Raw genomic sequence first — 22,949 nt, 5'->3', positions numbered from 1 at the left:
AGGGCGGCGGGCGCCGGTGCGGCCGTATAGGCGACAGCGGTGGATTCCGCGCCGACGCCGTCCTCGTCGTCATTGACCGAAGCATAGGCGATCGGGGCGTCGGCGATCGCCGACCCGACGCCGAATCCGCGCTGCTCGAAGAAGGTCTGGGCCACCTGGATCCGCTCGCCCTGGGCGCGGCGGCGCTCGACCTCGAACCCGGTGTCCATGAGCTCGGCGACGTGGGCGTTGCGGCTGGCTGTCGAACGGCCGCCCAGGACCACGGTGATCAGGCGTCGTCCGTCACGCACGGCCGAGGCGGCGAGGTTGTAGCCCGAGGCGTTAGTGTAGCCGGTCTTCATCCCGTCATAGCCGCGCCCGGTCGGCAGCAGGCCGTTGGTGTTGCGATAGTTGCGGCCGTTGTAGGCCCAGTCGTGAAGGCCGAAATAACTGTAATACTGAGGGAAGTCGCGCATGATCGCGCGCGCCAGAATGGCTTGGTCGCGTGCGGAGGTCACCTGACGTGCGTCCGGCAGGCCGTTTGCGGTGTAGTAGCGCGTCTGGGTCATGCCCAACTGCGCGGCCTTCTGCGTCATCATATTGGTGAAGCGGGCTTCCGATCCGCCGATGTGCTCGCCAATGGCCAGGGCCATGTCGTTGGCGGACCGCACGGCGGTGGCGCGCATGGCGTTGTCCAGGGTGATGGTCTGGCCTGCAGCCAGGCCCAGTTTCGATGGCGGCTGGGACGCGGCGCGCGGCGAGATCGTCAGCACGTCGTTCACATTGGCCTTGCCCTGAGACAGCGCCTCGAACGTCAGATACAGCGTCATCATCTTGGTCAGGGACGCTGGATAGCGACGGCTATCGGCGTTGCGCGCGAACAGGACCTCGCCCGTGGCGGCGTCGATCACGATGGCGGCGTAGCGGCTGTTCTCCTGGGCCGAGTAGGCGGTCTGGGCCTCGATCGGCCTGACGTTTGCGCCCAGAACCAGCGAAAGCGCGAGGACGGCGAACAGGCCACGGCGGAGAAAAGCGATCATGGGCGGGACAACCCCTCGGTGAGCAGGGTGCGACAGGCCCCCCGGCCGTCACAAACAAACAGCTAGCATAGGAACCGCGGGTTTCGTGGTGGTTAACCGCGCGTCAACGCAAATTTGACCGGCCGATCAAGGTTATCGTCGATCATATTGTGCATTGCACAAAAAGCTTGAAAAACCTTCGCACATGCAGCATATTGCGGGTCTGCGAGATCCTCTCGCGTCATTATTTCCGCCCTCAGGTCCGTCCCCAAGGGCCTTTTATCTGAGAGACGATCATGGCCGACGCCGCTGAAACCGTGAAGAAAACCGCCGACCAAGCCACCGCCGCTGCGACTTCGGCCGCCGCCAAGGTCAAGGCGCAAGCCGAAACCATGCAAGCCGCTGGCACTCAGGCCTTCCGTGAAGGCATCGACAAGTCGGCGGCCTCGATGGCCGAGCTGAATGCGCACAGCAAGAAGACCCTGGAAGCCATGGTCGAGTCGGTCACCGTCGCTCAGAAGGGCGCCGAGGCCCTGTCGCAACAGGCGCTGGGTTTCGCCAAGTCCTCGTGGGAAGACGGCGTCGCCGCCTCCAAGGAACTGTCGACCGCCCGTTCGGTACAGGAGTTCTTCGAGCTCCAGACCGCCTGGGCCAAGAAGTCGATGGAGCGCTATGTCGCCGAGCTGACCAAGACGAACGAGATCGTCACCGCCACGGTCAAGGACAGCATCAAGCCGATCAACGAGCGCGTCACCGCCTCGGTCGAAACCTTCCAGGCCGCTCGCTAATCCCGCGAACCGCCTGAAGAATCGAGAAGGCCCCGGAGTTCGCTCCGGGGCCTTTTTGCTGTCAGGGCAGCGCGGAATGGTCGTAGCTGAAGACCCGCGCCAGCTTCCACTCGGCCCCTTCCTGTTTCCACATCTGCGTGAAGCGGGCGCGACCGACGCGCCGTTCCGGACCGTCGCCCTGCCGCTCGTAAAAGACGTGCTCGCCCGTTTCGACCGCGCCGTAGTTGTTGATGGGATAGACCGCCAGACCGTCACGCAGGGCCTGGCGCCGGGTCCGCCACGCGTCTGGCGCGCTGCGGTCCTGACAGCGGGCGGCGTATTGCGCGACAAAGCCGTCGGCGTCGGTGGCCACGCGTCCGCCCCGGTCGTCGAAAAACTCGAAGTCGTCGGTCAGCATGGCCCGAAGCCCAGCCGGGTCGCAGCCTTCGAAGAAGACTGCGAAAAGTTTCGCGTCGGCCGCCATGACGGCGGTTTCCAGCGGCGTAGGCTGGGAGAGGGCGGCGAGCGAAAGGGCGGCGACGAGGGCGGCGGGCATGGCGATCGGGAGCTGTTCAACTTGAGGCGCTCAACCTGAGCCGTTGACCGCCTGCGATCACGTGAAATCTTTGTCAGACGCCCTTCACGAAAGCCGTGACTGGACGCCGCTTCAAATCAGGCCATCATTCCCTATCTGAGAGCCAAGACGACTCCCCGATCACGGAAAACGAATGCCCATACAAAGGCCCGGTGAGACCGGCGGCGGTCAAGGAACCGCCGTCGTCACCGAAACAAAGCCGAAGCTGCAAAAGCCCTCGCTCTATCGAGTGCTGATTCTGAACGACGATTATTCGCCGATGGAATTCGTCGTCTATGTGCTGGAGCGGTTCTTCCAGAAGAGCCGGGAAGAGGCCACCCGCATCATGCTGCATGTGCATCAGCATGGCGTCGGCGTCTGCGGCGTCTTCACCTACGAAGTCGCCGAGACCAAGGTCGCGCAGGTCATCGAGACGGCGCGCCGCCACCAGCACCCTTTGCAATGCACGATGGAAAAGGACTGAGAGGAGCCTCCCTATGCCTTCATTTTCCCGTCCTCTCGAAGAAACCCTGCACCGCGCGGTGGGATACGCCAATGCGCGCAGGCACGAGTATGCGACGCTTGAGCACCTGCTGCTCGCGCTGATCGACGATCCCGATGCGACCGGCGTCATGCAGGCCTGCAACGTCGATCTGTCGGCGTTGAAAGCGGCGTTGACCCTCTATGTCGACAACGACCTGGCCGCCCTGGCCACCAGCGACGGCGAGGACGCCAAGCCGACCGCCGGCTTCCAGCGCGTGATCCAGCGCGCGGTAATCCACGTCCAGTCGTCCGGCCGCGAGGAAGTGTCCGGCGCCAACGTCCTGGTCGCCATCTTCTCCGAACGCGAGAGCCACGCCGCCTACTTCCTGCAAGAGCAGGACATGACGCGCTATGACGCGGTCAACTTCATCGCCCACGGCATCGCCAAGAAGGCGGGCGCCAACGAGGCCCGTCCGGCCAAGGGCGCTTCGCCCGAAGAGGCCGAGGATGCTTCCGCCGTCAAGCAGGGCGGCGAGGCGCTGGAAGCCTATTGCGTCGACCTCAACGAGAAGTCGCGCCAGGGCAAGGTCGATCCCCTGATCGGTCGTCAGGCCGAGGTGGATCGCTCGATCCAGATCCTCTGCCGTCGGACCAAGAACAACCCGCTTCTGGTGGGGGATCCCGGCGTCGGCAAGACCGCCATCGCCGAAGGTTTGGCCCGCAAGATCGTCAACGGCGAAGTGCCCGACGTCCTGAAGGACGCCACCATCTATTCGCTGGACATGGGCGCTCTTCTGGCCGGCACCCGCTATCGCGGCGATTTCGAGGAACGCCTGAAACAGGTGGTCAAGGAACTGGAGAACCACGACAACGCCGTGCTCTTCATCGACGAGATCCACACGGTGATCGGCGCGGGCGCGACCTCGGGCGGGGCGATGGATGCGTCGAACCTGCTGAAACCGGCCCTGGCGTCCGGCACGCTGCGCTGCATGGGATCAACGACCTACAAGGAATATCGCCAGCACTTCGAAAAGGACCGCGCCCTGGTGCGTCGCTTCCAGAAGATCGACGTCAACGAGCCGACGGTCGAGGATACGGTGAAGATCCTGAAGGGCCTGAAGACCTACTACGAGCAGCACCACAAGGTCCGCTACACCGACAGCGCCGTGCGCACGGCGGTAGAGCTGTCTGCGCGCTACATGACCGACCGCAAGCTGCCGGACAAGGCGATCGACGTGATCGACGAGGCCGGGGCGTCGCAGATGCTGCTGACCGAATCCAAGAGGAAGAAGGTCATCGGCCAGAAGGAGGTCGAGGCCGTCATCGCCAAGATGGCCCGTATCCCGGCCAAGTCGGTGTCCAAGTCTGACACGGAAAGCCTGCGCGAGCTGGAAACCGATCTGAAGCGTGCGGTCTTTGGTCAGGAGCAAGCCATCGAACAGGTGTCGGCGGCCATGAAGCTGGCGCGGGCGGGTCTGCGCGATCCGAACAAGCCGATCGGCAGCTTCCTGTTCAGCGGCCCGACCGGCGTCGGCAAGACCGAAGTCGCCAAGCAACTCGCCGCCACCTTGGGCATCGAGATGCAGCGCTTCGACATGTCTGAATATATGGAGCGCCACACGGTCAGCCGTCTGATCGGCGCGCCTCCCGGCTACGTCGGCCATGACCAGGGCGGGCTTCTGACCGACGCCGTCGATCAGCATCCGCATGCCGTCGTGCTGTTGGATGAGATCGAGAAGGCGCACCCGGATGTCTACAACATCCTGCTGCAGGTGATGGACAACGGCATGCTGACCGATGCGGTCGGCAAAAAGGTCGATTTCAGGAACGTCATCCTGATCATGACCACCAATGCAGGCGCCGCTGACAACGCCCGCGCCTCCATCGGCTTCGGCCGGGGCAAGGTCGAGGGCGAGGATGACAAGGCCATCCAGCGCCTGTTCGCGCCGGAGTTCCGCAATCGCCTGGACGCCATCGTGGCCTTCAAGCCGTTGCAGGCCGACACGATCCGCTCGGTGGTGACCAAGTTCGTCCTTCAGCTGGAAGCCCAGCTGGCGGACCGCAACATCACCATCGAACTGACCGACGAAGCCGCCGACTGGCTGGCCAAGAACGGCTTCGACGAACTGTATGGCGCGCGTCCGCTGGCGCGGGTCATCCAGGACTCGATCAAAAAGCCGCTGGCCGACGACATCCTGTTCGGTCGCCTGACGCGCGGCGGACACGTCAGGGTCCAGCTGAAGGACGGCAAGATCGACTTCGACATCACGAGCGCCAGCGCGCCCGCGAAGGCCGAGGAAGAAGAGACGGCCTGATCCTTAAAATGGTGATGGCGAAAGGCCCGGCTGGCGGCAGCCGGGCCTTTTTCTATGCCTGCTTGTAGGGCGACAGGTCTTCGGTCATCGCCCGCATCTGCGCTGCGACAGCCGGGCGTTCGCCATCCAGATAGCGGGCGACGGGATCGCGCAGGGCGGGGTCGGCGATGAAGTGGGCGGAATAGACGGGGGAGGGCAGGTAGCCGCGCGCGATCTTATGGTCGCCCTGGGCCCCGGCTTCGACGCGGGATAGGCCACGCGAAATGGCGAATTCGATAGCCTGATAGTAGCAAAGCTCGAAATGCAGGAAGGGCACGTCTTCCAGCGTGCCCCACTGACGGCCGTAAAGCGCGTCTCGGCCGATGAAATTCAGAGCGCCGGCGATGGGCGTTTCATCCCGAAACGCCATGACCAGTGCGATCCGGTCGGCCATGGTTGCGCCGATGCGACTGAAGAAGTCGCGCGTCAGATAGGGCCGGCCCCATTTGCGCGAGCCGGTGTCCATGTAGAAGGCGAAGAAGGCGTCCCAGTGGGCCTCAGTGATGTCGGCGCCGTTCAGGACGCGGATATCCAGATCGGCCTGGGCGTCGCGGCGCTCGCGCTTGATGGTTTTGCGGCGGTTGGCCGACAGGGCGGCCAGGAAATCGTCGAAGGTCCGATAGCCGTTATTGCGCCAGATAAACTGGATGTCCTGGCGCGGCAGCAGGTCCGCCTCGGTCATGGCGGACCAGTCGGCTTCGGTCGGAAAGTTGACGTGCAGGGAGGAGACGCCCAGCCGTTCGACCAAGGTCACCGCCCCCTGGATTAGGGCCTGACGCACCGTCGCGGCGTCGGTCTCGGGATGGTTCAGGAAGCGCGGGCCGGTCGCGGGCGTAAAGGGCACGGCGCCCAGCAGCTTGGGATAATATCGGCCGCCGGCCCGTTCATAGGCGTCGGCCCAGCTATGGTCGAAGACATACTCGCCCTGGCTGTTGCCCTTCAGATAGAGGGGCATGACGCCCAGCACCGCGTTGTCTTCACTCCTCAGGGCCAAGGGGCGTGGGGCCCAGCCCTGGCGCGGCGCGGCGCTGCCAGAGGCCTCGCACGCGTGCAAGAAGTCGTAGGAGACAAAGGGATCGCCGGTGGGCAGCGCGCACGCGTCCCAGGCCTCACGGCCGATGTCGGCGATCCCTTCGTGAACCGAGATCTGAAAGATCAGCGGATCTCCACGATCGCATCGATCTCGACGGCGAAGCCGAGCGGCAGCTTGTACACGCCGACGGCCGAGCGGGCGTGCTTGCCTGCGTCGCCGAAGACCTCGACCATCATGTCCGAGCAGCCGTTGATGACGGCGGGAATGGCGGTGAAGTCGGGACCGGCCTGAACGAAGCCGCCCAGCTTCACGATGCGGACCACCCGGTCCAGATCGCCATCGCAGGCGGCCTTGATCTGGGCGATCAGGTTCAGACCGCACAGGCGCGCGGCTTCCAGCGCCTGCTCCGGCGTCACGTCCACGCCAACCGTGCCCTTGATCCCGCCGTTCGCGTCGTTCGACAGCTGGCCCGAGATGGTGACCTGATTGCCCGAACGGACATAGGAGACATAGCTGGCCACCGGCTTGGCGGGTTCCGGCAGGGTGAGGCCGAGTTCGGCGATGCGGGCTTCGATGCTCATGGGGGCTCCTGTTTATCTGGGCGCGGTTTAGCGCGGGGCAAGGGCGGCGTCACCCGTTCGGCGCGCTTTAAAGGTTCGCCAACCGCGCCGTGTCATGGTGCGATCATGGATATGCACCTGACCCCCGACGTCGCCGCCTTCCATGCCGTGCTGGCGCGGTTGTCTCCTGACGACCGGGCGCGCGTGGATGCCGCCGTGGTCCCGGCCGCGCAGAAGGCCGCCGAGGCGGCGCCGCATTGGGATTTCGAAATGCCGGCCAAGGCGGTAGATGCGCTGTTGGGCGCTGATGCATCCGACGGTATGCGTCGCGGCCTGGTCGCCGCCTGGGCGTTGCAACTGCCCGACCGCGCCGCGGCGATGGCGCTGCCGGCCGAGGTGATGGCCCTCTATCCCTACTGGATCGAACAGTTGGCGGGTTTTCTGGACAAGGCTGAAGGCGACTACGTTTTCGACCACTGGTCCAAGGACGTGCGCTTCACCCTGGCGCTCAGCGTGCCGGGGGCCAAGAGCCAGGTCATAGACCTGTCGTCGCCGGTAGGGCCGGGCCAGATCGTCAAACACGTCCGCGATGGTTGGGGCGTCAAACCGCTGTTTCGCTATCTGGCGGCGGGCGCGAAGCGCGAGCCTTGGCTGGAGGTGCACACCGAAAGCCGGTGGCTGCGCGGCTTCAACGAGGACGGCTGGAACGAGGCCTGGGCCACGGCGGCCGAGCTGTGCCGCGCGCGGCCTGAATTGGCGGGCATGATCGGCTCGAGCTGGTTCTACGATCCGCCACTGACCGAGATCAGCCCCCGCCTGGCGCACCTGCGGCTCAACCCGCTGAACGGCGGCGCCTTCATGGTCCACCAAGGACCGGGCGAGATCCACACCGAACGGGCGGCGACGGCGTCGGCGTCGCGCAAGGCGCTGATCGACAGCGGGGAGTACACCGCGCGGTCTTGGCTGATGATCTGGCCCCGCAAGGAGCTGATCGCCTGGGCGGACCGGCGCAAGGCGGCCTGATCCCTCAGGCTGTCGCCATCCGCCACGCCGCCGCGACCGGTTGAATGTCCAAGTCGGCCGCGCTGGCCAGTCGGATCAACCGATCGATGTCCTCCGGACGGCAACCATACGGCGTCGGCGCGTCGCTGACATCGTGGCCGTAGGCGATCAGCCAGCCGTTCGAGGCCGCCGTCTCCGAAACCAGCGTCTCTAGGTCGTAGCCGGGCAGACGACGGCTCTCCAGGCCGATGGCCTGCAGCAGATTGCGATCCGAACGCCCGGCGTTGATCCCGTCGCGTACGCCGCGCCCGCACAGGAAACGTTTGTCGATCACGGCTTTCGATCCGAGGGCGCAATCGCCGAAGGGATAGGCGAAGGTCTGCATTTCGTATCCGTCCAACCGCTCGGCCACCCAGGCGGCGTTGCGGGCCAGGCTGGCGTCTAGCCGGGCCGGCGACAGGGTCAGGGTCGAGACATGTTCATAGGTGTGGCAACCGACTTCGTGCCCGGCCTCATGGAGCGCTTGCAGATGCTCCACCTCAAACTGGGGCAGGTCCAGATTGCGACCGCCCGACAGTCCGCCGCAGACATAGTAGGTTGCCTTGACCCCGTGTTGAGCCAGGATCGGTCCGGCCTCGGTCCAGGCCGATGCCGGGATGTCGTCGAACGACAGGCTGAGGACGCCGCGCGCGGGCCGCACGTCGGCAGGACGGACATCGAGATAGCGGCCGGCGCGGCGACGCATCTTGTCGAGAAAGGCGCTCATTCCCGCCTTGTCGCACGGCGGGCTTAAGGCCGGGTTTCAGACCGTGACGGGTTGGGCGGTCAGACCGCGCACGCCGAAGACACGGCGATAGCGTTCGATCTCGCCGGGATCGCCGACCGCTTTCGCGGGATTGTCCGACAGTTTGATGGCGGGGCGACCGCCGGCCTCGACCACCTTGCACACCAGGGAGATCGGCTCCAGTTCAGGCGCGAAGGCGGGCGAACAGTCGCGGAAATCATTGGTCAGATTGGTGCCCCAGCCGAAGCTGAGCCGAGCGCGGTCGTGGAAATGGGCGTGCGTCGCCTCGATCCCGTCGATGTCCATCCCGTCCGAGAAGATCAGCAGCTTCTCCCTTGGCTCTCGTCCATGCGCGCGCCACCAGTCGATCAGGCGGTCGCCGGCCGGGATGGGCGGGGCCGAGTCAGGACGGAAGCCGGTCCAGTCCGCCACCCAATCGGGCGCCTGCTCCAGAAACGCCTCGGTGCCGAAAGCGTCGGGCAGAACGATCAGCAAATTGCCCGCATAGTGTCTGCGCCATTCGTCCAGCACCGCATACGGCACTTGGGCCAAAGCCGCATCGTCGGGCGCCAAAGCCGCCAGAACCATCGGCAGTTCGTGTCCGTTGGTGCCGATGGCTTCCAGATCGTTTTCCATGGCGTGCAAGACGTTGGACGTGCCGATGAAGGATTTGCCCAGCCCCTCCTTCAGCGCCTGGATGCACCAGCGTTGCCACAGGAAGCCGTGCCGCCGCCGCGTGCCGAAGTCCGACAGGGCCAGGTCTGGCAGGGCGCGCAGCCGCTCCACCTTGGACCACAGCCGCGTCTTGGCGCGCGAATAGAGGATGTCCAGCTCGAACCGACCCAGCCGCCGCATCCCGACCCGGCAGCGCAACTCGTTCAGGATCGCCAGCGCCGGGATCTCCCACAGCGTCACCTCGGCCCACGCGCCCGAGAAGGTCAGCACATACTGCCCGTCCTGAACCGACAGGTCGTAGTCGGGCAGGCGATAGTCGGTCAGCCAGGCGATGAAAGCGGGCGAGAAGATCTGCTTCACGCCATAGAAGCTGTTGCCCGCCAGCCAGACCAGTTCCTTGTTGGTGAAGCGCAGGGTGCGGGCGTGATCCAGTTGCTCACGCAGGGCGTCGATGTCGATCTCGTCGGCCAGACGCACAGCCTTGGTTCGGTTGATGACCTGGAAGACGACCGGAACGTCGCGATGCTCGCGCCAGATCATCTGAAGCATCAGCAGCTTGTAGAAATCCGTGTCCAGCAGGCTGCGGACGATCGGGTCCAGGCGAAAGCCGTGGTCATAGGCGCGTTTAGCGAGATCCATGCCCTGTCCTACGGCTTCAGCGCACGGCCCGCCACCACTGCGTCCTTGCCGAACTTCTCGCGCAGCGCGTCGATGGCGCGTTCGGTCTTCAGGGCCCGGGTCTCGGTGGTCTGGAACAGGCCGGCGGGCGCGTCCTCCGCGTCCTGCACGTCCGCCATGCCGATGCCGATCAGGCGATAGGGGCGGCCCAGCTCCGGCTTCAGCAGATCGCGCCCCGCAGAGAACAGGGCGCGCGCCGTCTGCACCGGATCGGGCAGGGTGACGCGTCGGGTCACGATCTTGAAATCGGTGCGGCGCAGTTTCAGCACCAGGACGCGGCTGGCCACGCCGTCGCGACGGGCCTTTGACGCCAGCTTTTCGCACAGGGGCCACAGCTCGGCCTCCAGCGCCTCGGCCGAGGTCAGGTCTTCGTTGAAGGTGGTTTCGGCGCTCATCCCCTTGCGATCCCGCTCGGGGTTCACGGCGCGGGCGTCGCGGGCGTGGGCTAGGTCGTACAGGCGCAGGCCCGACTCGCCATAGCGTTTGACCAGATCGCGCACGTCCGCGCGGGCCAGGTCGCCGATGGTCGCATAGCCATCGCTACGCAGCGCCTTTCCGAACACCGGGCCGACGCCGGGCAAGCCGGTGACGGGGCGAGGCGCGAGCAGGGCCTGGGCGTTGGCGGCCCCGACGACGGAGAAGCCGCGCGGCTTGTCCATCTCCGACGCCATCTTGGCCAGGAAGCGGTTGGGGGCCAAGCCGATGGAGACGGTCAGGCCGGTTTCCTCCTCGATCTGTTTCTGGAAGCGGATCAGCTGCAGCGCCGGCGGGCCGCCGTTCAGCCGCTCTGTGCCCGACAGATCGACCCAGGCCTCATCCAGCGACAGCGGCTGGATCAAAGGTGTCAGCTGTCCCAACGCCCCCAGAATGCGCTGCGATTCGAAGACGTATTTGGTGAAGTCCGGCCTGATCACCACGGCCTCGGGACAGGCCTTCAGCGCCTTGAACATGGGCATGGCGGAGCCGACGCCGTATTGGCGCGCGACATAGCAGGCGGTGGAGACGACCCCGCGCTTGCCGCCGCCGACGATGACCGGCTTGTCGCGCAGTTCCGGCCGGTCGCGCTTCTCCACCGAGGCGTAGAAGGCGTCGCAGTCCATGTGGGCGATGGACAGCTGGTCAAGTTCGGGATCGGCGACGATGCGCCGCGACCCGCACACCGGACAGCGACGCTCGGGCGGCCCGGCGGGATCTTCGCCGGTCCACAGGCAGTCGCGACAGATGGCCTTGATGGCCACGCTTAAGGTCTCCGTAAGGTTGGCTTCACCCCAACTTAAGACTGCTCGCCTACGAATGCGACCAACGAGGCGTCCCGCGTTCGAGGGGCGCGCAGGTCAGGTGATGATGTCCAAGAAAGTCCTCATCGTCGAGGATAACGAGCTGAACATGAAGCTTTTTCATGATCTGCTCGATTCCCAGGGCTATGAGACCCTGCAGACCCGCGAGGGTTTGCAGGCGCTCGCCTTGGCGCGCGCCCATCATCCCGACCTGATCCTGATGGATATCCAGTTGCCGGAAATCTCGGGCCTGGAGGTCACCAAATGGCTGAAGGACGACGAGGAGCTGAACCACATCCCCGTCATCGCCGTCACCGCCTTCGCCATGAAGGGCGACGAAGAGCGGATCCGTCAGGGCGGCTGCGAAGCCTATATCTCTAAGCCGATTTCGGTGATGCATTTTCTTGAAACCATCCGGCAGCACCTCGGATGAGCGCCCGTATCCTCGTCGTCGACGATGTGGACGTGAATGTCCGCCTGCTCGAAGCCAAGCTGACCATCGAATATTACGATGTGCTGACCTGCAACGACGGCCTGTCGGCCCTGACCATCGCCGCCGAGCACCAGCCGGACCTGATCCTGCTTGACGTCATGATGCCTGGCATGGACGGGTTCGAGACGTGCCGACGGCTGAAGGCCCAGGCGGAGACGCGCCATATCCCCGTTGTGCTCGTCACGGCGCTGGACGGGCGCGAGGATCGGATCAAGGGGCTTGAGGCCGGCGCCGACGACTTCCTGACCAAGCCTATCGACGACGTCATCCTGTTCGCGCGGGTCAAGTCGCTGACGCGGCTGAAGCACGTCATGGACGAACTGCGCGAGCGCGAGGAAAGCGGCCGTCGCCTGGGCGTCGATTCGGACAATGCCGCGCGGCTGCGCAGCGAGGGCGGGCGGGTTCTAATCGTCGATGACGACCAGCGTCAGGCCGAGAAGATCGCCCAGAAACTGGGCGGCGAACATCGCGTCACAATCGAAACCGATCCCGAGGCGGCGCTGGTCGCGGCCAAGGGCGCGCTGGATTTGATCATCGTCAACGTCGCCGCCGCCAGCTTCGACGGGCTTCGGATCGTCGCCCAGGCCAAGTCGGGCGATGCCCGCCGCGCGCCGATCCTGGCGATCGTGGAGCCGACCGAACGGCCGCGCATGATCAAGGCGCTGGAACTGGGCGCCGCCGACATCCTGCCGCGCCCAGTAGATACCGAAGAACTCTCGGCGCGGGTTCGCACCCAGATCCGACGCAAACGCTACACCGACTTCCTGCGCCAGAAGCTGGACAGCAGCATGGAAATGGCCGTCACCGACGCCCTGACCGGTCTGCACAATCGGCGCTACATGACCGGCCAGTTGCAGGCGCTGGTGGGTCGTGCGGCCCAAGGCGGGGCCCAGGTGGCCGTACTGGTTCTGGACATCGACCACTTCAAGTCGGTCAACGACAGCTTCGGCCACGACGCTGGCGATGAGGTGCTGGTGGAGTTCGCCGTGCGCCTGGCCACCAATGTCCGGGCCGTGGACCTGCCATGCCGCATGGGCGGGGAGGAGTTCGTGGTGGTCATGCCGGGCGCCAGTCTGGAAGACGCCGGCCGCGTCGCCGAACGGATTCGCCGCGACGTCGCCTCCGCGCCGTTCCGCGTCATGGGCGGCAAGGAGCAGATCACCATCACCATCTCGATCGGCGTGGCCGCCACGACCGGCGACGGCGATACGCCCGAGGGCTTGCTGAAGCGCGCCGACGAAGGGGTCTATGAGGCTAAGGCCGCCGGCCGCAACCGGGTCATCGCCAAGGCGGCGTAACAAGGGCGTCCAGACAACGAAAAACGCCCGGCTGGAGACCAGCCGGGCGTTTTCAATTTTCAGCCGATCAAGGCTTACTTGATCTTGCCTTCCTTGAACTCGACGTGCTTGCGCACGACGGGGTCGTACTTCTTGACGACCATTTTCTCGGTCATGGTGCGGGCGTTCTTCTTGGTGACATAGAAGAAGCCGGTGTCGGCCGTGGAGTTCAGGCGGATCTTGATGGAAGCCGGTTTGGCCATCGGAATTACCTCTGCGACGGCGAAAGCCGCTTAAAATAAGAGGCGCGGAACATACTCAGGATCGCCCCAAAGTCAACGGGCGCGATGCCACGTTGATGAGGCGGAACGCACATATAGTCTGACCGCATGAAAATCGCCTTCCTGCTGGCCGCTGCGGCCCTGATGTCCTTGTCGTGCGTCGGCGTCGCTACGGCCGATCCGGCTCAGTCCCAGGACGATTTCCTGGCGCGGTTGAACGCCCTGTGCGGCCAACGATTCGAAGGCCGGGTCGTCACCACCGACGCCGCCGACGCCAAGTTCGCCAGCGAGCGGCTGGTCATGCAGGTCCGCGACTGTTCGCCGGATGAGGTGCGTATTCCCTTCGCCGTGGGGTCGGATCGTTCGCGCACCTGGGTCGTGACCAAGACCGACACGGGCCTTCGACTGAAGCACGATCACCGACACGCGGACGGCACGACCGACGTGCTGCACTGGTACGGCGGCGATACGGTCAACGCCGGCACGGCTGAGCGTCAGGAATTCCCCGTCGACGCCGAATCGATCGCCCTGTTCAACGAAAACGACGCGGCCTTCTTGACCACCAATGTCTGGGCAATGGAGGTTCATCCCGACCGGATGTTCGCCTACGAGCTGCGTCGCCCCAACCGGCATTTCCGCGTCGAGTTCGACCTCACCAAGCCGATGGCCGACTAGGGTCAGATGGCGCGCCAGGCCTGGATCGGCCGCACTGTGGCGCAGGCGGGGCCGCCGTCCTTGGCGCGGCCGGGCAGGACGACTTCCAGCACCTCGCCTTGGCGCGCCTGGGCCAGCAGATCGGCGGGAATCTCGTGGACGTCGATCTTGGCGCGTCGGCTCCATTCGCTGGCGTGCTGGCCTGCTGACGTGCCGATCGCGATATAGACGAACCGCCGCGTTGCACTCTCGCGCCGCACGAAGGGGCCGGTCAGGCGGCCATCCTCGGACAGGGTGACGGGCGCGTCGAAGCTGATCGGACCGTCGGCGGCGATGTGCTGCTCGACCGGCATGTTCGCCTTGTCCTGCAGGCTGTAGGCGACGCCCGCGACCGGATCGGCGATCGTCAGGCGCAGGGTGATCGTCGTTCCGGCCATGTCAGTCCCTGTGCTCGACCGTGTGCCGACCCCGCACCATCCGAACGAAGGGCAGGGGGCGGTTCGGGTGTTTCAGCCGCTCGGCCAACTCCCCCAGCACGAAACGGGTGATGGCCGGCAGATCCAGTGTGCGCGCCTCGTCCAACGGCAGCCAGGCGATCTCGTCCAGTTCACCCGACCCTGCGGTCGGCTCCGGGCTCAGCAGGGCCTCAGCCGGGGCCATGAAGAACCGGGCGTCGAACCGGCGGGTCCGGCCCGGCGGCGTAATGGCGCGCGCGACATAGGACAGGACCGACAGATCGGGCAGGGCGCCCGCTTGGCGATACTCACGCCACGGGCCGGCGACGGAGGCGCGGGGCGCCGGCCTCCCCAGAATCAGCCCTGTCTCTTCAAAGGTCTCGCGCACCGCCGTCAGGGCCAGGGCGCGGGCGCGACGGCTCGGCAGTTCGCCTTCTAGCCGCCGAGCTACATTGGACGACAACTCACCCGTCGCGGCGGCGGTGAAGTCGCTGCGATCAATCCGCCCGCCCGGAAACACCCATTTCGACGCCATGAACACATGCCCTGGCGCGCGCCGCCCCATCAGCACCTCGGGCCGATCGCCGCCGCGCGTCAGAATCAGCGTCGCCGCATCCTTCGGCCGCTGAGCCCCGCCGACACGCGGGGTGTCGGCCAGATCCTGAGCGGCGTCGAAGGGGGTCACTTGCGCTTGCCCTTCCTCACGCCCTTCAGGCCGCCGGAGGGTTTGGAGCCGTTGCGGGGCTTGGGGCCGCCGGGCCGGTTCTTGCCGCGCATCGGCGGGCCGTCGCCGCCGCGTCCGCGAATGCCATACCGGGGCGCGGGGGCGTTGGGATCGCGGGGTTCGGGCTCGCTGAGCATTTCGAACACCAGACCGCCCGTGACGGGGGTCGCCTCGCGTAGCTTAACCTCCACCATCCGGCCCAGGGTGAAGCGTTTGCCGGTGCGTTCGCCGACCAGGGCGTGGGCGCGGTCGTCGTGGGTGAAGTATTCGCTGCCGAGCGTGGAGACGGGCACCAAGCCGTCCGCGCCCGTGTCCTCCAGACGAATGAACAGGCCGAACCGCGTCACGCCGGTGATCCGCCCGGCGAAGGTCGCGCCGACGTGCTCTTCCAGATAGGCGGCGATGTAGCGGTCCATGGCATCGCGCTCGGCGGCCATCGACCGGCGCTCGGTCATCGTAACGCCCTCGGCGATGGCCGGCAGTTCGGCGATCTCGCGGTCGGTCAGTCCGTCCTTACCCAAGCCCAGCGCCCGGATCAGGCCGCGGTGGACGATCAGGTCGGAATAGCGCCGGATCGGCGAGGTGAAGTGGGCGTAGCGATCCAGGTTCAGGCCGAAGTGGCCGATGTTCTCAGGAGAGTAGATCGCCTGCATCTGGCTGCGCAGGACCACCTCGTTGACCACGTCGGCGTGTTCGGTGTCGCGCGTCTCGTCCAGCAGTTTGTTGAACCGCTTGGTCGTGCCGGGCTCGCCCTTGTTCCAGGGCTTGCCGATGGTCGACAGGAAGTCGGCCAGGTTGAAGATCTTCTCCTGGCTGGGCGTATCGTGGACGCGGTAGATCAGCGGCGTCTTCTTCTGCTCCAGCGTTTCGGCGGCGCAGACGTTGGCCTGGATCATCATCTCTTCGATCAGCCGGTGCGCCTCTAGCGAGGCGCGCTTCTCGATGGAGGCGATGCCGCCGCCCCCTTCTTCGTCGGCGGGCGCCATGCGGATGCGGCGTTCAGCCGATTCGATCTGCAGCGGGCTGCGCTTCAGCCGGCCCTTCAGCATGGCGTGATAGGCGTTCCACAGCGGATAGAGGATCGCCTCCATGATCGGGCCGGTCGTGTCGTCAGTTTGCCCATCAATGGCGGCCTGCGCCTGTTCGTAGCTGAGCTTGGCGTGCGACCGCATCAGGCCGCGCACGAACCGGTGGCCGGTCTTTCGTCCGTCCTTGTCGAAGACCATCCGCACGGCGAGACAGGCGCGGTTCTCGCCCTCCTTCAGGCTGCACAGACCGTTCGACAGCACTTCCGGCAGCATCGGCTCGACGCGATCGGGGAAATAGGTCGAGTTGCCCTTGTCGCGCGCCTCGCGGTCCAGCTGGCTGCCGGGGCGGACGTAGGCGGCGACGTCGGCGATGGCGACCCAGACGATCCACCCGCCCTCATTCTTCGGATCCTCGTCGCGCGCCGCATAGACGGCGTCGTCGTGGTCGCGCGCATCGGCGGGGTCGATGGTGATGAAGGGCACCTCGCGCAGGTCCTCGCGCCCCTTCAGCGTCGGCAGGGCCTGATGCTCGGCCTCGCGTTCGACCGCTTCGGAGAAGCCCGTCGGGACGCCGTGGGCGTGGATGGCGATCAGGGAGGCGGCGCGGGGATCATCCTCCTTGCCGATGTGCTCCAGAATCTTGCCGCGCTTGGGACCGTAGCGGTGGTCGCCTTTCTCAATGGCGGCCAGAACCAGGTCGCCGTCACGCAGGTCGCCGGACTGGGCCTGAGGCACCAGCAGCACGTCCTTGGACCGGCGGTCGACCGGCTCGACGCGGGTCTCACGCGCCGACTTGCGGATCACGCCCAGGACGCGGTTGGCCCCCACGTCCAGCTTCTTGATCAGCCGGGCTTCCCAACCCTCCGCGCCGCGCTGGAACTTCACCAGCACGCGATCGCCCAGGCCAGGGGCGGCCTTGGACTTGTCGGGCATCAGAAGGGCGCGCGGGGCGTCGGGGCTGGCCTCGACCAGGCGAACATACAGTTCGCCGTCGCTATCGCGTTCGATCACATCGGCGACGCCGACGGGGGGCAGGGCGCCGGCTTCGGAAAAGCCCTTGCGACCGCGTTTGCCCAGTCGCCCTTCGGCTTCCAGTTCGCGGATCATTTCGCGCAGGGCCCGGCGGTCGCCGCCTTTCAGTCCGAAATGGCGCGCGATGTCGGTCTTCTCGGCCGATCCGGCCTCGCGCAGAAAGGCGACGAGGGTGTCTTTGTCGGGGAGACCGGCGGGCGGCCTCTTGGATGATTTGGTCATTATGTCTTTCGTAGCGCGGAACCGCGCCCTTGAGTAAATCTTGAGGGGTCAAATCTTGCGTGAGTTGACCATGTGAAGGCGGGGCTTCAGCTTCCGCCCGTCCCGAATGGAGTTTTCGATGTCCCTGACCGCCCCCGCCCTGAGCGCGACCGTCTCGTCGCCGCTGGATCTGATCGGCAAGACGCCGATGGTGGAGGTGACGAAGATCGACACCGGCCCGTGCCGCCTGCTGCTGAAGCTGGAGTCCCAGAACCCCGGCGGTTCGATCAAGGACCGGATCGCCATCTCCATGCTGGACGCCGCCGAGCGCGAAGGCTTCCTGAAGGAAGGCGGCACCATCGTGGAGGCGACGGCGGGCAATACCGGTCTGGCGTTGACGCTGGTCGGTCGGGCCCGGGGATATAAGGTGCTTCTGGTCATTCCGGACAAGATGTCCAAGGAAAAGATCCAGCATCTCAGGGCGATGGGCGCCGATGTTCGCCTGACGCGTTCGGACGTGCCGCATGGTCACCCGGAATATTACACCGACATGGCCGAGCGTCTGGCCCAGGGCATTCCCGGCGGCTTCTACGTCAATCAGTTCGCCAACGCCGCCAACGCCGAGGCCCATGTGAAGACAACGGGCCCGGAAATCTGGGAGCAGACGGGGGGCGACATCGACGCCTTCGTCGCCGGCATCGGCTCGGGCGGCACGATCACCGGCACGGCGCAGTTTCTGAAGAGCGTTGGCTCGAAGGCCCAGATCATCCTGGCGGATCCCGTCGGCTCGACCCTGGCCGGCATCGTCAACGACGGCGTGCCGGGGCCGGAAGGCAGCTACACTGTTGAGGGAATCGGTCAGAACTTCGTGCCCGACACGGCGGACATGAGTCTGATCGACAAGGCCTATTCGATCCCCGACGCCGAGGCGATCGCCACCGCGCGCGAGCTGCTTTTGAAGGAAGGCATCTTGGCCGGCTCGTCGTCCGGCACCCTGATCGCCTCAGCCCTGCGCTGGTGCCGCGAGCAGACCGAGCCGAAGACCTGCGTCACCTTCGTCTGCGACACCGGGGCCAAGTACCTGTCCAAGGTCTACAACGACGCCTGGCTGGCGGATCAGGGCCTGGGCGAGCGCGAGCTGCATGGCGACCTGTCGGACCTGATAAACCGCAAATACGAGAAGGGCGATGTCGTCGTCGCCGGGCCGGGCGACACCCTTGACACTGCCTTCAAGCGCATGAAGGGCGCCGACGTATCGCAACTGCCGATCATCGAAGACGGCCGGCTGGTCGGGATCCTGGACGAAAGCGACCTGATCCGCATCATGAACACCGACGAGATCACGCGAAAGGAGCGGTTCGCCAAGCCGGTGGCTTCGGCCATGACCCGCGATCTGGACACGCTTCAGGTTAATGAGCCTCTGGACGCTCTGATCCCTGTCTTCGACCGCGACCGCGTGGCCATCGTGCTGGACGGCGAGCGGTTCGTCGGCCTGATCACCCGCACCGACCTGATCAACCACCTCAGCTTGAACCGGTAAGTCCATGAGCGACAAGAAGAACAGCCAGGGCTTTTCGACCCGCGCCATCCATGCGGGCCAACATCCTGACCCGACCACGGGCGCGGTGATGACCCCGATCTACGCGACCTCGACCTACGCCCAGGAAAGCCCGGGCGTGAACAAGGGTTATGAGTATGCGCGGGGCAAGAACCCGACGCGCGAGGCGTTCGAGGCCTGTATCGCGGACCTGGAGGGCGGCACGCACGGGTTCGGCTTCGGCTCGGGCATGGCGGCGACCTCGACGGCGCTGGAGTTGCTGGATGCGGGCGATCACATCGTCACGGGCGACGACCTGTACGGCGGCTCGTGGCGACTGTTCGAGCGGGTGCGTCGGCGAACCATGGGGCTGGACTTCGCCTATGTGGACCTGAGCGACCTCGCGGCGGTCGAGGCGGCGATCACGCCTAAGACCAAGATGCTGTGGGTCGAGACGCCCACCAATCCCCTGATGAAGCTGGCCGACATCGCCGCCCTGTCGAAGGTGGCCAAGGCGCATGGTCTGCTGCTGGTCGTGGACAACACCTTCGCCACCCCGTTCTGCCAGCAGCCGCTGAGCCTGGGGGCGGACGTGGTGATGCACTCGGCGACCAAATACCTGAACGGCCATTCGGACATTATCGGCGGGGTGCTGGTGACGGCCGACGCCGAGTTGGCGACGCGGATCAAGTTCCTGCAGAACTCGGTCGGCGGGATCATGGGGCCGTTCGACGCCTTCCTGGCCAACCGGGGCTTGAAGACCCTGGCGCTGCGGATGAAGGCGCACTGCGAGAACGCGCTGACCATCGCACGCTGGCTGGAGACGCGCGCGGGGATCGCCAAGGTGATCTACCCCGGCCTGATCGCCCACCCGCAGCATGAATTGGCCGCGCGCCAGATGCACGGCGGCTTTGGGGGGATGGTGACGGTGATCCTGGAGGGCGATCTGGAGCGCACCAAGCGGGTGCTGGAACGGGTTCAGGTCTTCACCCTGGCGGAATCGTTAGGCGGGGTTGAAAGCCTGGTGAACCACCCGGCCATCATGACCCACGCCAGCGTGCCCAAGGAGGTGCGCGAGGCGGGCGGCGTGACCGACAACCTGATCCGGCTGTCGGTCGGGGTCGAGAATGTCGAGGACCTGATCGCGGATCTCGATCAGGCCCTGGGCTGATCTCAGCTGGAAGGAAGGGCTGTCTGGTGGCCGGTGACCGGCGGCAGCTTCTTCTTGGGGGCGGCGCGCTTGACCGGGGCTTTTGCGGGCTTGGGCAGGGCCGCGCGGCGGGCCATTTCGGTGTCGATGACCGGGATGATGTCGCTGGCGGCCATGACCTGGGTCGAGGCGCCGTGTTCGACCAGGCGGGCGGCGTTGGCGCGCAGCGTCGTCAGGTCGGCGTCGGTCATCGCGGGGATCATGTCGGCGAGCGGGGTCATGTCGGCATCCGTATGCAGAAGCCTCAGGGCTGGCGCGACAGGCGCCAGCCCTTCAGCTGATTGAAGGCGATTTCCACCGTCACGCGGTCGCCCAGCAGCGAGACGCCCGTCTGGGCGCCCAGCGAGGGCAGGACCGTGATCAAGTGGCCGTTGTCCAGGCGAACGCGACGGCCGCCGAGCGGCATCAGTTTGATTACCTCGCCGTCGAAGGCGATCACGCCAGCCCTGGTCGGGGCCGGCTCGTTCGTGTTGGACGCTTGGATCGTGTCCTACTCCGCCGCCGTAAGGCGACCGGCGGACTCTTTGCCGGAGCGCGAATCGCGCTCGATTTCGTAGGAAATCTTCTGGCCTTCGTTCAGCGAGCCGACGCTCGAGGTTTCGACGGCCGAGGCGTGGACGAAGACGTCCTTGCCGCCGTCATCGGGCGCGATGAAGCCGTAGCCTTTGGTGGGGTTGTACCATTTTACAGTGCCGGTAGCCATTTGGAGACCTCCGTCTGGCGTTGACCGCAGGGAGGGATCCCTGGTCGGCCTGTCGGGTCTGAATGGGATCGGCTTTTGGACCTCGGTGCGTGATGCAAAGGGAGCAGCGGCGTTACGCAGAGAGATCGACCAGACCTAGATGGGCGCCCGACAACCGTTGCGCAAGGGGCTGGCGATCAGAAGGCGTAGGCGACCTTGGCGACCAGGGCGTCCTCATATTGTTCGCCGAAGGTGTGGGCGTCCGTGTCGTAATAGCGCAGGTCCAGTTCCAGGGCGTTGGTGAGGGCGTAGGTCACGCCGGCGTTCCAGCCGGTGTAATCGGGCGCGCCGTTCTGTTCGCGACGACCAACGGCGACCGTGCCGTTCAGCTGGGGCGTGAAGTCCCAGCCCAAGCGGCCCTCGACCCAAGTGAAGCTGTCGGTCGAGCCGGCGGCGTCGGGCGAATACTGGACCTGCAGTCGCGCGCTGGCCGGGCCGATCGAGCGGCTGGCGTTGCCGGTGATCTCCCAGGCGTCCTGATCATAGCCGGCTTCGGCGTCGAGGCGGTTCTTGTAGGCGACGTTGAAGTCGAACCGATAGCCGAAGGCTTCAGGCTGATAGCCGACCACAAACTCGGCCTCGACGTTGGAGCCGCCGGCCTGGATCGTCTGGAAGCCGGGGCCGACGTAGAACAGGCCGTCCGCGCTTTCCCAGGTCGCCGAGCCGAAGGCGTAGCCGTCGTTGCCGGACTTGGACGCATCCTTGGAGCGGTTGTCCGTGCCCGCGCCCAGTTCGAAGGACCAGGCGTCGCGCGCGGACGTCGGGGCGGACCCAGACGCCGACTGGGCGGCGGCCGGCAGCGCAACGGCGAGCGCGGAGACGGAGAGGGCGGCGAGGATGGTCGTGCGGATCATGGGGGCTCCAGCGCGAGAGAAGCGGATTTGCGCCGCCTTTAGCGTGCTCCGGCCTTGATGGCGAATTCCTCCGTGGCCTGAGCGAACTCTTGTCGCAGGCGCGCGACCAGTTCGGCGGTCGGCAGGACGTCGTGGATGGCGCCCGCGCCCTGGCCGGCGGACCAGACGGTCTTCCAGGCCTTAGCCTCGTCGCCCATGTCCAGCTTGTGCTCGGGCAGGGTCTTCGGATCGATGCCGTTCTCGATCAGCGACTTGCTCATGAAGTTGGCAGGGATGCCGGACACGGCGGGCGTGTGGACGATGTCGGTCGCGCCGCTGTCGATGACCATCTGCTTGTACGCGTCGGCGGCCATGGCTTCGGTCGTGTTGATGAAGCGCGTGCCCATATAGGCGAAGTCCGCGCCCAGCATCAGGGCGGCCGCCACGTCCTGACCCGTCGAGAGCGCGCCCGACAGGATGATGGTCCCCTTGAAGAAGCTGCGAACCTCATTGACCAGGGCGAAGGGGTTGATGATGCCCGCATGGCCGCCCGCGCCGTTGGCGACCAGGATCAGACCATCGACGCCCGCCTCGGCCGCCTTTCGCGCATGGCGAATGTTGGCGATGTCATGGAAGACCTGACCGCCGTAGCCATGGACCGCGTCGACCACGTCGCGCACGGCGCCCAAGGAGGTGATGATCAGCGGCACCTTCTCCTCCACCGACACCATCATATCGGCCATCAGCCGGGGGTTGGTCGGATGAACGATGTGGTTGACGCCGAAAGCCGCGGCCTCGGGCTTCAGCCGACCTTTGATCTCCTGAATCCAGTCCCGATAGCCCTCGGTCGTGCGCTGGTTCAGCGACGGGAAGGTGCCGATCACGCCCGCATTGCAGGCCTCGACCACCAGATCCGGTCCGGACACCAGGAACATCGGCGCCGAAATGATCGGCAGGATCAGACCCTTTTGCAGCGAAGCGGGAATGGCCACGGACGTCTCCTTTGGTTTTCTTTCGCTACGCTTAGCGGGCTGTCGCCGGGGAAGGCAATCGCGGGGATTTCAGACGGTGGCGCGAAAAATGAGTCTAATTCGTCTAATCTCCGGTCGGGGGCGGGGTGAAATAGGGCGGTGGCCGGCGTCGGGTGAAAACCGGCCATCATACAGCGGTTCGGGCGTAGGGTCGGTCGATTGACGCTGGTCGCGGCGAAGGCGTTGAAAGGGCGAGGGAAGCCGTCCGGGATTAGGATGGCTGGCCCGTCTCAATCCTCCCCCACCGGGGGAGGGGGACCGCGAAG

The 22,949-nt window shown here is 65.8% G+C and carries 25 protein-coding genes; 9 read left to right on the top strand and 16 right to left on the bottom strand.

Translation table 11 applies throughout. The features are described from left to right. A partial coding sequence (locus B3T77_RS15750) for a D-alanyl-D-alanine carboxypeptidase family protein (RefSeq protein WP_292080784.1) occupies positions 1 to 1,019 on the bottom strand: 1,019 nt, incomplete at its 3' end. Between the two features lie 275 nt (positions 1,020 to 1,294). On the opposite strand from B3T77_RS15750, the gene B3T77_RS15745 reads away from it, so the two are divergent. Further along, a complete protein-coding gene (locus B3T77_RS15745; RefSeq protein WP_292080782.1) occupies positions 1,295 to 1,786 on the top strand; it encodes a phasin family protein in 492 nt (163 codons plus the stop codon). Positions 1,787 to 1,847: 61 nt separating this feature from the next. Here B3T77_RS15745 and B3T77_RS15740 read toward each other — a convergent pair whose 3' ends face one another. Then, positions 1,848 to 2,321 carry a nuclear transport factor 2 family protein gene (locus B3T77_RS15740; protein ID WP_292080779.1) on the bottom strand — a complete coding sequence of 158 codons (474 nt, stop codon included), beginning with the start codon at positions 2,319 to 2,321 and terminating at the stop codon, positions 1,848 to 1,850. A gap of 172 nt (positions 2,322 to 2,493) precedes the next feature. Here B3T77_RS15740 and clpS point away from each other — a divergent pair, with 172 nt between their 5' ends. Together clpS and clpA are read left to right on the top strand one after the other, a co-directional pair. Further along, entirely contained in the window at positions 2,494 to 2,823 is a 330-nt protein-coding gene (gene clpS, locus B3T77_RS15735; RefSeq protein ID WP_017504641.1) for an ATP-dependent Clp protease adapter ClpS, read from the top strand. A gap of 13 nt (positions 2,824 to 2,836) precedes the next feature. Further along, positions 2,837 to 5,137, top strand: a complete 2,301-nt coding sequence (clpA, locus tag B3T77_RS15730) for an ATP-dependent Clp protease ATP-binding subunit ClpA (RefSeq protein ID WP_066623019.1) — start codon at positions 2,837 to 2,839, stop codon at positions 5,135 to 5,137. 52 nt (positions 5,138 to 5,189) lie between these two features. On the opposite strand, the gene B3T77_RS15725 is transcribed toward clpA, so the two are convergent. Then, complete coding sequence (locus tag B3T77_RS15725) at positions 5,190 to 6,335, bottom strand: GNAT family N-acetyltransferase (RefSeq protein ID WP_292080786.1); 1,146 nt, start codon at positions 6,333 to 6,335, stop codon at positions 5,190 to 5,192. After that, positions 6,332 to 6,790, bottom strand: coding sequence for a RidA family protein (locus B3T77_RS15720; protein ID WP_017504644.1), 459 nt, complete (start codon positions 6,788 to 6,790; stop codon positions 6,332 to 6,334). Before B3T77_RS15720 ends, B3T77_RS15725 begins: the two co-directional genes overlap by 4 nt. 105 nt (positions 6,791 to 6,895) lie before the next feature. Between B3T77_RS15720 and B3T77_RS15715 the strand changes: the two genes are divergently transcribed. Continuing rightward, positions 6,896 to 7,792: a hypothetical protein gene (locus tag B3T77_RS15715; protein ID WP_055804461.1), complete on the top strand. Its 897-nt coding sequence runs from the start codon at positions 6,896 to 6,898 to the stop codon at positions 7,790 to 7,792. Between the two features lie 4 nt (positions 7,793 to 7,796). Here B3T77_RS15715 and B3T77_RS15710 read toward each other — a convergent pair whose 3' ends face one another. The 3 genes from B3T77_RS15710 to B3T77_RS15700 are packed head-to-tail and all read right to left on the bottom strand — an operon-like array spanning position 7,797 to position 11,146. After that, on the bottom strand, positions 7,797 to 8,537 hold the full coding sequence (locus B3T77_RS15710; protein WP_055804465.1) for a polysaccharide deacetylase family protein: 741 nt from the start codon (positions 8,535 to 8,537) through the stop codon (positions 7,797 to 7,799). A gap of 36 nt (positions 8,538 to 8,573) precedes the next feature. Continuing rightward, positions 8,574 to 9,869: a nicotinate phosphoribosyltransferase gene (locus B3T77_RS15705; protein ID WP_292080775.1), complete on the bottom strand. Its 1,296-nt coding sequence runs from the start codon at positions 9,867 to 9,869 to the stop codon at positions 8,574 to 8,576. A gap of 8 nt (positions 9,870 to 9,877) precedes the next feature. Next, on the bottom strand, positions 9,878 to 11,146 hold the full coding sequence (locus tag B3T77_RS15700) for a DNA polymerase IV (RefSeq protein ID WP_292080773.1): 1,269 nt from the start codon (positions 11,144 to 11,146) through the stop codon (positions 9,878 to 9,880). A 106-nt stretch (positions 11,147 to 11,252) separates the two neighbouring features. Here B3T77_RS15700 and B3T77_RS15695 point away from each other — a divergent pair, with 106 nt between their 5' ends. Together B3T77_RS15695 and B3T77_RS15690 are read left to right on the top strand one after the other, a co-directional pair. Continuing rightward, positions 11,253 to 11,618, top strand: a complete 366-nt coding sequence (locus B3T77_RS15695; protein ID WP_164952723.1) for a response regulator — start codon at positions 11,253 to 11,255, stop codon at positions 11,616 to 11,618. After that, positions 11,615 to 12,976, top strand: a complete 1,362-nt coding sequence (locus B3T77_RS15690; protein ID WP_292080770.1) for a PleD family two-component system response regulator — start codon at positions 11,615 to 11,617, stop codon at positions 12,974 to 12,976. The genes B3T77_RS15695 and B3T77_RS15690 overlap by 4 nt, the downstream gene beginning before the upstream one ends. Positions 12,977 to 13,050: 74 nt before the next feature. Here the strand turns inward: B3T77_RS15690 and rpmG are convergent, their stop codons facing one another. Further along, complete coding sequence (rpmG, locus tag B3T77_RS15685) at positions 13,051 to 13,218, bottom strand: 50S ribosomal protein L33 (protein WP_003164451.1); 168 nt, start codon at positions 13,216 to 13,218, stop codon at positions 13,051 to 13,053. 126 nt (positions 13,219 to 13,344) lie between these two features. Between rpmG and B3T77_RS15680 the strand changes: the two genes are divergently transcribed. Beyond that, positions 13,345 to 13,911, top strand: a complete 567-nt coding sequence (locus B3T77_RS15680; RefSeq protein ID WP_292080768.1) for a hypothetical protein — start codon at positions 13,345 to 13,347, stop codon at positions 13,909 to 13,911. 2 nt (positions 13,912 to 13,913) lie between these two features. On the opposite strand, the gene B3T77_RS15675 is transcribed toward B3T77_RS15680, so the two are convergent. Genes B3T77_RS15675 through rnr form a run of 3 tightly spaced genes read right to left on the bottom strand, consistent with a single transcriptional unit; the run spans position 13,914 to position 17,351 of the window. Further along, the gene (locus B3T77_RS15675; protein ID WP_292080766.1) at positions 13,914 to 14,327 is read right to left on the bottom strand and encodes a DUF5990 family protein; all 414 of its coding nucleotides are present in this window, start codon (positions 14,325 to 14,327) and stop codon (positions 13,914 to 13,916) included. A 1-nt stretch (position 14,328) separates the two neighbouring features. Next, complete coding sequence (locus tag B3T77_RS15670; protein WP_292080764.1) at positions 14,329 to 15,030, bottom strand: NUDIX hydrolase; 702 nt, start codon at positions 15,028 to 15,030, stop codon at positions 14,329 to 14,331. Next, positions 15,027 to 17,351 carry a ribonuclease R gene (rnr, locus tag B3T77_RS15665; RefSeq protein WP_292080763.1) on the bottom strand — a complete coding sequence of 775 codons (2,325 nt, stop codon included), beginning with the start codon at positions 17,349 to 17,351 and terminating at the stop codon, positions 15,027 to 15,029. The genes B3T77_RS15670 and rnr overlap by 4 nt, the downstream gene beginning before the upstream one ends. Before the next feature lie 118 nt (positions 17,352 to 17,469). Between rnr and B3T77_RS15660 the strand changes: the two genes are divergently transcribed. Both B3T77_RS15660 and B3T77_RS15655 read left to right on the top strand, forming a co-directional pair. Next, positions 17,470 to 18,870 carry a pyridoxal-phosphate dependent enzyme gene (locus tag B3T77_RS15660; protein ID WP_205681290.1) on the top strand — a complete coding sequence of 467 codons (1,401 nt, stop codon included), beginning with the start codon at positions 17,470 to 17,472 and terminating at the stop codon, positions 18,868 to 18,870. 4 nt (positions 18,871 to 18,874) lie between these two features. Further along, a complete protein-coding gene (locus B3T77_RS15655) occupies positions 18,875 to 20,038 on the top strand; it encodes a cystathionine gamma-synthase (protein WP_292080759.1) in 1,164 nt (387 codons plus the stop codon). Positions 20,039 to 20,040: 2 nt separating this feature from the next. Here B3T77_RS15655 and B3T77_RS15650 read toward each other — a convergent pair whose 3' ends face one another. The 5 genes from B3T77_RS15650 to B3T77_RS15630 form a co-directional block, all read right to left on the bottom strand. Continuing rightward, the gene (locus tag B3T77_RS15650) at positions 20,041 to 20,298 is read right to left on the bottom strand and encodes a hypothetical protein (RefSeq protein ID WP_055754797.1); all 258 of its coding nucleotides are present in this window, start codon (positions 20,296 to 20,298) and stop codon (positions 20,041 to 20,043) included. Positions 20,299 to 20,321: 23 nt separating this feature from the next. Further along, on the bottom strand, positions 20,322 to 20,516 hold the full coding sequence (locus tag B3T77_RS15645) for a hypothetical protein (RefSeq protein ID WP_055754798.1): 195 nt from the start codon (positions 20,514 to 20,516) through the stop codon (positions 20,322 to 20,324). A gap of 51 nt (positions 20,517 to 20,567) precedes the next feature. Continuing rightward, on the bottom strand, positions 20,568 to 20,780 hold the full coding sequence (locus tag B3T77_RS15640) for a cold-shock protein (protein ID WP_008260450.1): 213 nt from the start codon (positions 20,778 to 20,780) through the stop codon (positions 20,568 to 20,570). Positions 20,781 to 20,956: 176 nt separating this feature from the next. Beyond that, positions 20,957 to 21,673, bottom strand: a complete 717-nt coding sequence (locus tag B3T77_RS15635) for a TorF family putative porin (protein ID WP_292080757.1) — start codon at positions 21,671 to 21,673, stop codon at positions 20,957 to 20,959. A gap of 38 nt (positions 21,674 to 21,711) precedes the next feature. Further along, positions 21,712 to 22,644, bottom strand: a complete 933-nt coding sequence (locus tag B3T77_RS15630; protein WP_292080755.1) for an NAD(P)H-dependent flavin oxidoreductase — start codon at positions 22,642 to 22,644, stop codon at positions 21,712 to 21,714. Positions 22,645 to 22,949: the final 305 nt, after the last annotated feature.

Source organism: Brevundimonas sp. UBA7838 (genome assembly GCF_002500885.1).
Lineage (GTDB): Bacteria > Pseudomonadota > Alphaproteobacteria > Caulobacterales > Caulobacteraceae > Brevundimonas > Brevundimonas vesicularis_C.
Note: the sequence above shows the minus strand (reverse complement) of the source record. Positions and strands in the feature narration are given on the sequence as shown.